Origin of the sequence: Pedobacter superstes (assembly GCF_037622515.1) — a bacterium.
GTDB lineage: Bacteria > Bacteroidota > Bacteroidia > Sphingobacteriales > Sphingobacteriaceae > Paradesertivirga > Paradesertivirga superstes.
The window spans coordinates 469401-483996 of the sequence record NZ_JBBJCN010000004.1 but is presented as its reverse complement, the minus strand read 5'-3'; the positions used below and the strand labels follow the sequence as shown (position 1 = coordinate 483996).

The 14596-nt window shown below is 42.5% G+C and carries 9 protein-coding genes; 7 read left to right on the top strand and 2 right to left on the bottom strand.

Going from position 1 to position 14596, the window contains the following annotated elements; translation table 11 throughout:
- Positions 1-354: 354 nt before the first annotated feature.
- From hrpB to WG906_RS14025, 5 genes are all read left to right on the top strand, one after another.
- A complete protein-coding gene (gene hrpB, locus WG906_RS14045) occupies positions 355-2880 on the top strand; it encodes an ATP-dependent helicase HrpB (protein ID WP_339993356.1) in 2526 nt (841 codons plus the stop codon).
- 380 nt (positions 2881-3260) lie between these two features.
- Positions 3261-5504 carry a tripartite tricarboxylate transporter TctB family protein gene (locus tag WG906_RS14040; protein WP_339993355.1) on the top strand — a complete coding sequence of 748 codons (2244 nt, stop codon included), beginning with the start codon at positions 3261-3263 and terminating at the stop codon, positions 5502-5504.
- A 104-nt stretch (positions 5505-5608) separates the two neighbouring features.
- On the top strand, positions 5609-6976 hold the full coding sequence (locus WG906_RS14035; protein WP_339993354.1) for a hypothetical protein: 1368 nt from the start codon (positions 5609-5611) through the stop codon (positions 6974-6976).
- 278 nt (positions 6977-7254) lie between these two features.
- Positions 7255-7650 carry a DUF922 domain-containing protein gene (locus WG906_RS14030; RefSeq protein WP_339993353.1) on the top strand — a complete coding sequence of 132 codons (396 nt, stop codon included), beginning with the start codon at positions 7255-7257 and terminating at the stop codon, positions 7648-7650.
- A gap of 205 nt (positions 7651-7855) precedes the next feature.
- Entirely contained in the window at positions 7856-8482 is a 627-nt protein-coding gene (locus WG906_RS14025) for a hypothetical protein (protein ID WP_339993352.1), read from the top strand.
- Positions 8483-8609: 127 nt separating this feature from the next.
- On the opposite strand, the gene WG906_RS14020 is transcribed toward WG906_RS14025, so the two are convergent.
- Positions 8610-8927 (bottom strand): hypothetical protein, encoded by a 318-nt coding sequence (locus WG906_RS14020; RefSeq protein ID WP_339993351.1) that lies wholly within the window; start codon positions 8925-8927, stop codon positions 8610-8612.
- A 391-nt stretch (positions 8928-9318) separates the two neighbouring features.
- Entirely contained in the window at positions 9319-12108 is a 2790-nt protein-coding gene (locus tag WG906_RS14015) for a peptidase associated/transthyretin-like domain-containing protein (RefSeq protein WP_339993349.1), read from the bottom strand.
- 283 nt (positions 12109-12391) lie between these two features.
- On the opposite strand from WG906_RS14015, the gene WG906_RS14010 reads away from it, so the two are divergent.
- Both WG906_RS14010 and WG906_RS14005 read left to right on the top strand, forming a co-directional pair.
- Positions 12392-12724, top strand: coding sequence for a hypothetical protein (locus WG906_RS14010; RefSeq protein WP_339993348.1), 333 nt, complete (start codon positions 12392-12394; stop codon positions 12722-12724).
- Complete coding sequence (locus WG906_RS14005; protein ID WP_339993347.1) at positions 12721-13851, top strand: hypothetical protein; 1131 nt, start codon at positions 12721-12723, stop codon at positions 13849-13851. The genes WG906_RS14010 and WG906_RS14005 overlap by 4 nt, the downstream gene beginning before the upstream one ends.
- Positions 13852-14596 lie beyond the last annotated feature (745 nt).

Here is a 14596-nt window from a genome sequence, read left to right as displayed (position 1 = left end):
TCGTATGTTTAAAAAGGACTAGGCCAAGCCGCGGCTATGAGCGGCAAAGAGGATTATTTATAATTAGAGAATACCTTTTTGCTCTGGTTTCCTGTATTCGTCTAGAGTAGAGACCCTGCAAGTCAACGTCTTCGCAGCGAAAATTATCAAATGTAGAACACAGAAGCGCTGGGCTGGCAAGAACGGCGGCCAGGAGTTTTGCCCCGTGCGGCTGAAGCTTCGTTGTTGCCTTGGGTTTTTGGTCCTTTTGGGCTCAAGCCAAAAGGACTAGGCCTCGCCGCGGCTATGAGCGGCAAAGACAATCGTCTTTTATCCCGCAGCAATAACGCTATCTCCCTATCTTTACACCCAACAATGACCACCTTCGATCCATACCAACTCAAGCTCCCAGTTACAGAAATAATCTCCGATGTTCAGCGTCAGCTCAACGCCCACAATACCCTTATCATCACCGCCCCTCCAGGCGCCGGAAAAAGCACAATCCTTCCATTAGCATTAATGCAAGAACCCTGGCTCGCCAACAAAAAAATCATCCTTCTCGAACCCCGCCGCCTTGCCGCTTCCACCATCGCTCATCGAATGGCCGATCTGTTAAATGAGCAAGCCGGAGACACCGTCGGCTACCGCATCCGTTTCGAGAACAAAATATCCAGAAACACTAAGATAGAAGTCGTAACCGAAGGCATCCTTACCCGCATGCTTCACAGCGACAACGCCCTGGAAGACGTCGGCCTCATCATCTTCGACGAGTTTCACGAACGCAGCATCCATGCCGACATTGCCCTGGCGCTTAGTCGCGAGGTACAGGATGTGCTCCGGCCCGATCTCCGAATTTTAATCATGTCCGCCACGCTGGATGTGCCGCAATTGGCCGAGATGCTTAAAGCTCCCGTAGTCGAAAGCAAAGGCAAAATGTACCCGGTCGAGGTGATCTACACCGGCGAGCAGCACATCGAACACCTGCCCGACCTCTGCAGCAAAACCATCGCCCGTGCCACAAAAGAGCAGGAGGGAGACACCCTCGTTTTTCTTCCCGGTCAGGGCGAGATCCGCAAATGCGCCGAGATCCTTAAGCGCACATTAAGCAGCTTTGCCATCCACCCGCTGTACGGACAACTTAGCCACGCCGAACAACAAGCCGCCCTAATGCCCGACCCGCATGGTCGCCGCAAAATCGTCCTCGCCACCTCCATTGCCGAAACCAGCTTAACCATCCAGGGCATCCGCATCGTGGTCGACAGCGGCTACACCCGCAAATCCGCCTTCGACCCCCGCACAGGCCTCTCCGCACTCAAAACCGTACAAGTCTCCATCGACTCGGCCGACCAGCGCGCAGGCCGTGCCGGTCGCCTCAGCACCGGAACCTGCTACCGCATGTGGTCCGCCGCCACCCAGCAGCGCCTCGCGCCATATCGCACACCCGAAATCCTTGACAGCGACCTTACGCCGCTCTTGCTCGATCTCCTCGAATGGGGAATCAGCGATCCAAATACACTCTGCTGGCTCAATAATCCGCCAGCCACAGCCCTCAACAGCGCCAGAGAACTTCTCACAGCCCTCGGCGCTATCGAAGGCGATAGGATGACCGGACACGGTAAAAAGATCCACCGGCTGCCGCTTCACCCGCGGCTCGCCAACATGCTCATCACCGCGCAGGAGCTAAATAAATTGCCCCTCGCCACCGACATCGCCGCCCTGCTCGAAGAACGCGACCCGCTCGACCGCGCCCTCACAGGTGCCGACCTCAACCTCCGCATCGAACAACTTCGTCGTTACCGGGCAGAACAGCGCCGCGACCGCCAATGGGAGAAAATCGAGAAAACCGCCTCCGCCTACCGCAGGCTCTTCCAGATCGCCGCCGATAATTCCACAGCCGACGCCTACCACGCCGGCCTCCTGCTCGCCTACGCCTATCCCGAGCGCATCGCCTCCGCCAAAGATGCCAAAAACGGCCTCTTCCAGCTCGCCAACGGCCAAACCGCCACCATCAATCGCGACGACGATCTCGCACACGAGCCCTGGCTCTCCATCGCCCTGCTCGACGCCCAGAAAGGGCAGGGGAAGATCTTCATCGCCGCCCCCCTCAACCCAAAGGATCTCACACACCTCGCCAAAGAAACCGAGAACATCCGCTGGGACATCCGCAAACAACAACTGCTCGCTACCAGCGATCTCCGTATCGGAAGCATCGTGCTGCAATCCCGTCCGCTCGCAGCACCCGACAAACAACAGCTCGACGAAGTCATTTCTAATACCATCAAGGCCGAAGGCCAAAACCTGCTCGATTTCAACCCCGACGTACAAACCTGGCAGAACCGCGTACTCAGCCTCCGCCATTGGAACCCCGAACAATCCTGGCCCGACGTAAGCACCGATGCCCTGCTCGCCAGCAACAAAACCTGGCTCGGCCCATATTACGACCAACTCCGCAAGGCCACTTCGACAGGCTCAGTGCAGGCTCTCACCAAAGGTGAGGATTTCAAAAAAATCAAGCTCAGCCACATACTGCAGCATTCCCTCACATACGAACAACAGCAGCAGCTCAGCCAGCTCGCCCCGGCCGCCATCACCGTACCCAGCGGCTCCAGCATCCCGCTCAGCTATTCCCCCTACGGCGAAGCACCCATCCTGGCCGTCCGCTTGCAAGAACTATTCGGCATGCTCGATACACCCAGCATAAACGGCGGAACCCAAACCGTAGTCATCCACCTGCTCTCTCCCGGCTACAAACCCGTGCAAGTCACCACCGACCTTCGCAGCTTCTGGCAAAACACCTATTTCGAAGTCCGCAAAGAACTCAAACGCCGATACCCCAAACATTCATGGCCCGAAAACCCGCTCGAAGCAGAGGCGGTAAGAGGGGTGAAGAGGAAGGGTTAGGGTTTTTTAGGGTGTGGAAAAGGCACTGATGGTCTTCGTAGGTGCTGTGGCCCTGCTTTACGTTCATACGCCTGCAGGCCTTAATCGCAAAGGCCGGTATACACTGCAATCAGGTTTAGGAAATGAATGCGCATCTTAGTAGGTGCTGACGCTGTGCCTTTCGTTAAGTGTTCAAGCAGTGCAGAAGGCAGACGCTTTTGTGGGTAGAGTAATGTCATGGACAGGTATTAATTCTTGAGCTTAGCTAAAGAGGTTCACTACACCTGTTTTTAATTTCGATATGCAATTTGCCAGTTTAAAAATATAGATTTATAAACTATGTGATCGCATTTAATATACACGTGAACTAGTAAAAAGATATCGCGACCTTAATTTGAATCATGAATATACCGGAAATATGTATAACGTTTATCGCTGCCTTGTTGGGCGTTGCTTATCCAATTTTGCTCGAAGTTGTTTCAAGACTCGATGAAAAATACTCATCCTTGATTGTTATAGATTTATTCAAAAAAGAGAGCGAGTGGAAGTACTTTAGGTTCTTTCTGGCAACCTCTTTAATCGGAGTTGTTTTATATATCGCCCTAAACTTACCCTTCCTTCCCTTCGTTGTGCCGAGCATTGCGATGTACATATTTGTTTCACTATTAATTATCTCCACCATTTTGCTGGTTATTTACTTTTTGCTTTTTGTCAAAAAGATAATGACTTATTATTCAACTAATCAGGTTGTCCAGTATTTCAATCGACAGCCTGAAAAAGAGGAACACATTTATTTTCAAGCCATATCTGATATCTTACATCTCTCGATAAAAAAACAAGATACTGTGGTTGCCAAAACAGCCTCGGAATTTATTTATAAGAAATTTCGTGAAGTACGCGCAAATTCTAAAGGTGTACCCGTCCTGTATCCCGATGTATATTATCAGATGGTTTACAAAACGGTACAAGAGTTAATTTTTTCAAGAGATGAACGGTTTATCTATTTAGAGCATAGGAGCTTAGGAGGGGTATGGTTACTAGGTGAACACGACGAGTGCAAAATACATGAGAACACGTACTCTTGGATGTGGCACGGGTTAGTTATGGCTGTAAGGCATGAACGTGATGATATGGTAATGCAGTATTGGGGTGTAGTTCATCAGTATTTTATATATGAATTAAAAGCGGTTCACCGGGACCTGATAACGGTTGGAGAAGACATAATAGTTCAGAATCAAAATGAGGTTAGTAAACGAGAGGAGGAGAGAGCTAGGTTCTTGGAATATAATCACGCTCTGGGCGGGCTATTGTTGTATAAAAATAGGCTTAATAGTCTCAAGCGCATATTTAGATATACAACAAGTACGCCGCCATCTTATGACCTTTTACCATTATCGATGAATCAAGTTTTTAATATTTACTTTAAATTTCGGGATCCTTACGACTACAACTTTCCATTCATCACAACAAGATATAATTTCCCCGAGTCAGAAGGAATTCAGGGGGAGGGAGTTGTAAAGTATTGGATATGTAAATATTCTGCCCTTCTTTTCTTGCGGCAGTATATAATCGTTCCCTACATGGTTTATATCGAGCCACTTGTAATGCCACAAATACCGACACAACAAAGTGAAAAAAGGTTGTGGATTGACAATATTGATCATTTCCAATTTCTGGTCAACGAACTTCTAGGTGAAAAAGAAACATTAGAAGGAGTTGGTTTGGGGTTTATGAATGACCAGTGGTTTGCGGACAAGAATAAAGTAGCTCCTAATGAATTCATCAAAGCTCTAAAGCAAAACCTGGTTCAGGCGTTCGAGGACGTGGAGCAAAATCAACCTATATCAAATAAAAAGAGGCAGGCCTTCTTTGACGGTACGAAAAATATTATCAGCGAAACGCTTCAGCCATACCAACAAACTTTAAAACAAGATTTAGACGGTGAAACTAATAGCTGGTTTGTGCCAAGTATTACTATGGTTGCTGAAAAGAGTGCCCTTTCAGATAATCAGGATGTGCATCATACTAATTTCGATACATTTTTAGCTAGCAGGCAGTCAGAGCGAATCCGGAAATCTATTTCTGAAACTTTTTTTATGAAAGCAAATCATTCGTACCTGTTAAAAACGAATGATTTATATGCGGCAATAGACAGCTTATCCTTAGACTCAGAAAAATATATCATAATTAATTTTGGCATAGACCTAAACTATCATATCCATTATGCCAGTATTAAAGGGCTTTCCCAATCACATTATAACTCTATTCCTTTAATCTCATTTACTGATTACAACAGAGCTTTAATGAATGCCACTTTTTATATTTTGGAAAAAGAATCGCTACCCGCCATAATATGCAAGCGCTTGGAGAATGACCAGATAAATAAGTATTCATTGGAAGAGATAGATGAAAATAATCATATCTACGTGTCTGTTATCGATTTAAATGTTGACGCTGCTATTAGGCAAGAAGTTGAGGCGGAAGGATCGCATACCCAATTGAATAAATCTGTCTTGATGTATATAGGTAACAATATAGAGATTCGCTGGAAGAAGAATGTTAATATGGTGGCTTTTGCGCAATATTCGGAGTTTAGTAATAGAGGGGTTCCAAATGATTTAAGCGATGTAAAGTCGCCTTGGTAATATAACAGTTCCTAAATAATTCAAATAGGCAAGTTTTACCAGGTATGGTCGCTCACTGGCTAAGTTAGGTTCGGGGCACGAACTAAAGGGGAAAAGAACTAATTATGGAAAAAGATTACTTTGATACTAAAAATGAAGCATTTTTTGATGCATTGGACGAACTTTTTAATATCCGTAAGTCTAAAAGCTGGGATGATATTTCAAGAAGTATTAGTCTTCTCAAGGTTAAACGTACATACCGAATTTTCGCAGAACTATTTCCCAGAGGAGTAGATTATATGCAGGAACTCGAGACATTGAAGCTAGACTTTTCAAGTATTCATTACGGAGCGATTAAGGGGAGCAAAATTATAGATGAAATTGCTCGTTTTTCGATGTATTCAGATAAGATTATAGTTTTCCACCCGTTGCAGAATCCGGCGGTTACTAATCCGAATATGAACCCTGGAAGAAACGCTAAATATTGGTTGCCGGATTTTATGGATTCCCTATATTTTTATATTGTTATTCAAAAATGGGTTAAGGCGGGAATTGTCAAACTTATCGTTAATCCATATGATTATGATCTAGAGTTAAGAGAAAAGGTCGACAAGCAAGCGTTCGAAAGATTCCAAGGTTACGATAAAAAGGAAATATTCAATTCTAGCAAAGGGGAAGTGTTAATGAACCTTGCCGAATCTTTAACTTTCACCTTTCGGAACAAAAATACAGACTTTATATATAAGTCGCTGATGGAAATGGAACAGCCAAAATTTTCCCATGAAGATGCTGTAGAGATGGCCGAAGCGATAAAAAGTGCAAATGATTACAGAAATCCATTATACGATAAATTGAATTTTAAATTAAATTCAGGAATGATTATGCCTACGAAGGGAGGAGGTCCGCTAGAATCAATTTTGTTAATTTCTGAAAAGACTGGTGGCGCTATTTATACACCATCCACCATGAATTGGTCGCAACTACAGAAGGTCGGAAACAATGATTTCTGGACAAAAGCTAATCATGTGTACTCAAAGATTCCGATGAATTTTTTAAATAATGTAGATGTGAATTTTGCTCTCAACCTAAGAAAGGAGGATAGACTAGCTGGGGTGAGGAAACAACTTAAGCGGATCTACACAGAGTTAAATACATTAAAGACGGAAGATATAAGCGAATCAAAAATCCGAGATTTTAAAGATAGCTTCATTGAAGAAGTAAAGACTGCGGATGCAGAATGGAAAGAAATTGGAAGGCAGGCTGAAATTGCTCGAAAAAGTTGGCTCGTAACAAGCTTGTCAGCCCCAATTGTTGTCAATCAAATGTCTATACTTCCAATTATAGCTGGGTCGGCAGCCTGGTTATATAAGAACGAACGGTCTCGAATCGCAAAAGAAGAACTTCAACGAGCTAAGAATCCAATATCAGTGTTCGTCGATCTTAAGCATCAAAAGCAAAACTTTTTTACGACTCTTAAAAATTGCTTATTCTGATTATGTTTCTAGTCGGTTGATTACCTCCCTCACTGGCTTAAGTTTCAGCTGCTGCCTGAGCTTGGGTAACTTAAGCTTTGCCAATAGAAGAAAGTTTGTAACTTTCGTCTACCAAACTTTCATCCTTGTCATCAAATTCAAGAAATATTATTTGCCGGTTGTTTTTGCGGCTGAGTTTATTCGTCCTGCTGTACATGACGTCTATAAGCTCATATTCGCAGGTTTTTTCTTGGAGTTCAGAGCGGAGATTAACATGGAATGACTTTAAAGAAAAGTCAATGAAAGGTGATACCGCGGCTACAACTTCTTCGGAAGTTAAGGTGTTGCCTATGAAGGTAAATATTTGGAATGGAAAAGTAACTTACACCGCTGTCGCTCAATTCTTATCACACATTTCATACTATTATCCCCAACGAGCGGATGATTATACGCTTGAGCATGAGCAATTACACTTTGATATTACCGAGCTCTTTGCCCGGAAGATAAGAAAGGTCATTCAGCAAAAGGGTCCAATGTTCCCTCGTGATGCACAAAAGCTTTTCACAATTTATTTAGAGGAACTGGAGGCCTGGCAGGACACGTTTGATAACGAAACTGAACATGGTATAAAAACGGAAGAACAATTAAGATGGAAGATTTTGTTAAGTAATCAATTAAAAGAGTTTGAAAACTAAACTGCTTTACATTTCTCTATCCGCAGCTTTCCTTACATCAGCTTGTGCATCAATCGAAAAGTACAAAGGTTCAGATGTAATGCCCCATGCTGGCCCACGCGTGCCGCGTGTGCAACTTCCTAACTTTTTCTAGCTTGGCAAGGGTTCTTTGTCAATTGGAAATTTCGGGAAAAGTAGATATCTTTAAGTACACACACACCAGATTATGATTTCTAACATTAAGTTATTTCTTTCCATATGCCTTTTATATTTTGGATCAGCAGCTTTTGCTCAATCCTATACCATCACCAAAGCTGTAAATATATTTGGCGATACCATTGTAACATACAAAAATGAGAGAGGGGTTAAGATCTCCGAGACACGGCATTCAACGGATATCTTTGGAGACAAAATAAAGACAACTACGGGGCCAGACGGGGCTACTATACGGACAATTAAAAAATCGAAAGATATTTTTGGAAACGACGTGGTCAAAATCAACGACCGGGATAAAGGAACCGTTACGATAAAAACTTCTACTGATATTTTCGGTGATACAACAAAGAGCATAACCGCACCGGATGGCCAGAATATACAATCTATTAAGAAATCCAGAGATATCTTCGGCAACGATATAATCACGATTCGTGATGAAAAGAGAGGATCGTTCACCCTAAAGTCTTCCAGAGATATCTTTGGCAACGAGAATAAAAGCGTTACGAAGGATGGTCGTGAGATTATCTCAATCAAAAATTCAAAGGATATTTTCGGAAACCTGGAGACCACTGTTAAAAGTGAGGCGGATGCAGAAACGACGCCTTTTTTGATGAAGTTGTTGCATGACTGTGATTAGTAGGTAACCCCGGCTACCCCCATGCTGGCGCACGCATGTCGCGTGTGCATTTCGCTAACAGGCACGACACGCCTGCGATAGCAGAGAAAATGCGCTAAGCAACAAATCTTGAGTACTCTTCGGGCTTTTATGCAGTTTCCTTTGTTATCGCGATAGCACTGTTCAACGCAGCCAATAATGAATCCCTATATCTGATAAAATTATCCTGGCGGTCCGCTTCTTCACTAAGTTTAAGCGACTTTTTAACAAGCTTTACCTGTTGTAATTCGTTTTGGTACAGTCCATTAAAAGCTTCAGGGTTTTTATTTTTTAATATTCTAACAGTATGAGAATATTGCTCAAATATATCGGTGATAATAGTCAGACTTTTATCATCGTAATTTTTTAAGCCACTTACCTTTGTTGATAGCTTTTCTAACTTTCCTCTTTCTTTTGCGTAACCCATATGTAGACAAATATAGAGTTTCCTGGCACCATTTACCCAGCTACCGCGAGCATAAGCGTTTTGCATAAGGTGCGTGCTGGTTCGAGCGATACAATCGCTGTTCTCAATTATCCTCGTTTCAAACGAGGACGATTAAGGGAACCTTTAAAAAACAATAAGCAACCCGAATAACCGACCAGCGGGAGCTCATTGAGGCCATTAACAATAAACACCCCCGAAATAACTGGTATTGGAAGTATAGAATAGGAGAGGAGAAGTGATGAAGAGTAATAAATAATTCTGGCAACCACTCCTCTAGCGCAAGCGTCCGCTTGAGCTGTACTTGGCGTCGCCACCTATATGTTAGTTTAGCTTTATGAGTATCGTCTCCTGACAGGTTTTAGGAACTTTTTTATTTTTCGACCAGAATTTTATAAGAGGCAAAGCCAAATTTACCTTTCAAATCAGTTCCCTGGATTATCACGGTATAGAAACCAGTTTTATCCGACGAATAAAAGTGAGATGAATTAGAGCCTGATTCATCAGTTATGAGGTTAGGTTCCCAATGTAATGTAGAGCGAAGGTCAGAGAGTGAAGAATTACTAGCGGGCAAGGCATATCTGGGCTTATAAAACTCTTTGGGATAAGTCAGAGGCAAAGGCCGGTAGACAGATATGCCAGGAGTTCTTTTAAGCGATAAACCATTACCCGAACGCGTTTTAATGGCCACAGTCACGAAATATATACCGTTACGAAAAAAAGTTTTACCGACATCGACGCTAAGGACATCCGAAACTTTTATTTCCGTTAACGCAGAGCTGATAAAATCATAACGTTCGAAGGGAGCATCAAAGCCTTGAATAGGGGTATATAGGGAGCCTAACGAAACATTATCAATACTAAAGATTATTCGGGCACTATTAGTTTCAAACGCTTTGTACTGAGCACCGGTTATGATGCCTGGCGTATGTGCTGTTCTGAAGCCTTTTATATTCTTTGCAAGAAAATCTATAATGTTAATGTCTCCCGCATTCATTACTTCTTTGTCGCCAAAACTGTATTCAACCTTTACGTCTTCTACTTTTCTCGTTCCCTTTATTACAACCTCCTGCAGTATATTACTGCCTCTGAGTTTAACCAATTCAGACTTGATTTTTTCTTTGTTTTCAACCTCATGCAGAGAAGTTTTCCGACTATTGACAAACCATGGCAGGTACACGGGTTGCGGATACTCAGTACTTGCCGGGCCGTGAAATTCATCCAGTTCAAGGCCAATATTGAAGCTTTTACCCCTGGGATTACGGGCCTGAACAATGAATTTCACGGTGTCCATAGACGGAAGCTTGTCAAATACAAACCGTCCGCGTGCATCTGTTATTGTGTCTTGGGCAAGGCTATATTTACCCATCGCAAGCAGCGAAACACGGGTTCCTCCAACTGGTTTGTTAACTATATTTGTCACCTTGCCTTTAACCTGAAAGGCTAATTCCGGGGCGAAAGCAGGTTGAATATTAGGATTGAGTATATCCTTCCATTTGTAAGCGGTCCAACCATGGCTTAGCATCACTAAATCTATTGCATCATCGGCTTCTTTCGCGCCGTTGAAATACCATCCGGCGTCTTCAACAGTGCTTCGTAAATCAGATTGCAAATAAAACTGGCTGAGTATATTATTTTGAACTGAGTCGGCCAGTATCTGTGAATCGTCAGTAACAGACATTGAAAAACTACCCGGCACCATTTGTCCACTGATATCGGTAACACGGAATTTTACAGGAATACTGTCCCGGGTGTGGTTCGGGTTTTTAACGGAATCAATTTCAATATTTAAAAGGTCTTTGTGATTAATAAAAGTAATGCGCTCATTGAGCGGAGTATCTTTTTCGTCGAACAAGGTAAAATGCGAGATTCCTGTGGCAAAAAGTTTTTTGGGAATTCTTAATGTAAGCCTCTGGGATGTGGCATTAAAAAAACAATTGTATGTCATTTTCCCGCGGGAAAATCCCCCAAGCTTATATGTTTTCGCATTTAAAAGATCTTTACTGAAGAGAATATATATTCGAATGGAATCAGCTCCGGCATCATTTCGAATTTGTATCAAGGTGCCCGAAGTTCTGGCTGGTGGCAAAGAATAGATACTGGTGGTGCCATTGGGTAAAGTGATTGATGCCGTATATCTTTCGCCGTCGCCCGGACTCAACATAAAGCTGCCCATTCCTTTATGGGTACTTTTAAATTCGGTTATATCCTCGTTTTTTGTATTCCTAACCACGCCGCTTACATTTATTCCTTTACCCCAGCTATCCACAGCCCGAAACGCAACCTTACATGGAAGTCCGGATATAAGATAACCGCTTTCAGGCATAAACTGAATATCCGGGGTGCTGGAGCCATTGAACACTAAAGGGAAGCGAATGCTCTTTGCAGGAGCCTTGCTTTCTGTTGCTTCAATAAAGAGAGGACCTTTTACATCTTCTCCTAAACTTATTTTGGTTTCGAGGCGAGGGTTGAGTGTCTCATACAGGCCTTTTTTCAGAATTTTATCGCCATTTGTTAGTTGCCATTTGAATTGGGTGTAGGCGGGAGTTTGTGTTCCTGCTTTTTTAAACTTTAAGGACAAGCCGATCCGTTCTTCGCCGTCCTTCACATCCATTGAATTCGACTGATTCACAATCCAGTGGTCTGCCGAAAGGCTATTGATAAAAACGTTTTTCTTGAAAAAGGCTTCCTCACCGAAATTCTGCATCCAGTTCGTATATGCTCTCAGAATATATAATCCCTCGGGGAAATCCTTTTCTGAGAGCACTATTTGTCCCCATGAAATTCCCAGAGCAACTGGCACAGAAATGCGTTTTGCAATAATTGATTGTTCATTAACAAGCTCAAGGTATAAAATTCCGCTTTGCTTGCTGTATCCGAGGGAATAGCCGCTGAGTAAGTAAGACTTAAACCAAAGGGTGTCTCCAATTGCATAAGAAGATTTATCTGTTTGCAGAAAAATTTTTTCTGTTGGGAAGCGACGATTGAAAGTATCGAGACCCGAAGACAACATAGTAAAAGGGTAGGATATCTCTTTTTGGGGGAAGGTCGCGCCAGCAGGTTTGGTCTGTCCTAACAGGCATTTGGCTGATGCCAACAGAGTTATCAGAAACAGGATATTCAAAAGAAAGCAGAATCTTGACCGATTGATGTGTGTGAACATTTTAAAGCGACAAGGAAGCTAAGATAACCTAATTAAAAATAGGTTTGAGCACGCAATGTTGAAAAATTAGTGCCCCAGTTTGGCGCAAGTATGCAGTGTTGACCTGTGGGTGGTGTACTTGTGCCTTAGACAAACAACGGTTCCAATTAATTATCTCAATCAGACTCTTCAGCCCATAATTTTCCTGGCGCTACTATACAGATAATCCCCCATGCTGGCGCACGCGTGTCGCGTGTGCATCTCCTAAATTTTCTTAGCTTTATCTTCTAAACCTATTCACACCTTGAGTCGGAAATATAAATTCCTAAATAAAGAAGGGCTATACTTTGTAAGCTTCGCTACTGTAAACTGGATTGATGCCCGCCTGCAGGTACGGGCAGGTAGTGTTCGTCCGCAATACAATAATACTATACTTGAAAGCCTTAAATATTGCAGAGCAAACCTTGGGATGGAATTACTTTGCTGGTGTATCATGCCAAGCCATGTTCATCTTATCTATCGTGCTAAGGAGAATAATCCTGAGATTATTTTGGGTAGATTTAAAGAGCCCACTTGCAAGCAAGTCATTAAAGCCATTAATTCCAATTTGCAAGAGTCACGTAGAAATCTTCAATGAATTCTTCAATAAGTCTACAAGCCGAATTTGACTCAATATTTAAAGAATCAGGAGGCTATTTTGATCCCACAGTATTGATTAAACCTGAGCTATTGAATAATATAATTAATGGCTCGCAACTTGTGATTCAAAATTTACAAAAAGGGAACGCAAAACTCCCTGATGTTTTTATCGCTTTCATTGATAATGGAGTTTTGAATGCAGCCGTTACAAAAAATGCTGACAAATATTTCATAGGGATTAACATCGGTACATTCTTCTTGCTTAATGATATATTCTTCAGAATGCTTTCGAATAGACATGTTTTAACAGATTTTGGGGATTGTTCTAAAGAATCGGAAGGAAACAAAATCTTTAATCCTCAGATTACTGACGTAGATATTCTTTTTTCGGCAAAAGAACCTTCAGAAAAAATTACTCCGAAAGATATCAAGAGGTTCTACTTAGCGCAGCTTCTATCCTCTTTAGCAATGAAGTTTTTGTTTCTACATGAATACGCTCATATCATTTATGGGCATCTGGATTTCTATATTGATTCCACTAAAGCTTGCACCCTAGTAGAATTACTATACAGTGAAAATAATAATGATTTAAAAAGAATAGAACCATTAATATCTCAGACATTGGAAATGGATGCAGATTGTTTCGCAGTAAACATTGCCATGCAGGATATCCTTTTTATAACAAGAAACACCTCATTGATAAAGGAGCAAATCTCATTCTTTTATAACGATTTGAGTACTTCATTGAGGATTTGGCTGTTCGCTGTATATTCTTTATTTCGCCTTTTTGGCGCCTCTACACCAAAAGAAACTGACTTGAAAAGACTTTCTCATCCGCCACCAGGAATAAGACAGCACATTATATTTGCGACAATGCATACCATTTTTCAAAGCAAGCCGGAAACAAACATATTACAAGATATTCCTACAATCTGTGTTAACACATTACAGGAAGTCGAAGAGGCTTTTCAGCAAATTTCTTATAGCTCTTTAAATAGTGACGCTATAAGATTTGCCTATAAGCAGTCATCGTTTGAGCATGTAAGCTTTTTGCTGCAGCACTGGAATACAGTGAGGCCACTATTGGAAAAATATGCCTATGCTAATCTTGCTCCTCTACATTAGATAACTCCCTCACTGGCTTAAATTTATTGTTTCTGGCTTAAGTTTCAGGTGCTGCCTTCAGCTCGGGTAACTTAAGCTTAGCCAATAAAAAGGAAGTTTGTAACTTCCTACGATGATGTTCTTCGAAGCTACAAGCTTCTTTTTATAATCGGCATTAAGCTAGGCTTCTGCACAGTCTTCGCGTAAGCTTAAGCCAGAGAAAACTTCCAAGTAATTCCAATAAAAGAATTTTGTAAATTCGTCTACCTCATGCTGGCGCACGCGTGTCGCGTGTGCATTTTGTAAACTATCCTTATATTGCGTTTTATTTTCTATAAATGGGCTATATCTTTTCTTTAATACTTCCGCTTTTTCTCATCGCTGGTGGTTATTATATAAAAGTTAATAAAGAAAGGGAGCCGTTTGCAGGTCCAAATACTTGGAAGTGGATGGTGGGTATCGGTATCGTCACTTTTATATTCAAATTGATAGCTTTCATCTTAAAATAGAGATTTCCCCCTATTCCCGAATGCTGGCGCACGGGTGTCGCGTGTGCATTTTGCTAAATTTTCCTAGCTTTATCGCTTAACCTTATATCACCGGTCCTCGCGCCCCGTACTGGTCGTAGCGTCGCTTGCTGGTTCGAGCTTGCAGCTCGGACCTTTTAAATAAATGATAATTCTTATCTTGGATCTTATCTACCGATGAGTCGTAATTATAAATTCTACAATAAAGAAGGCCCTATGTCTGGAGGGTTAAGCGTTAG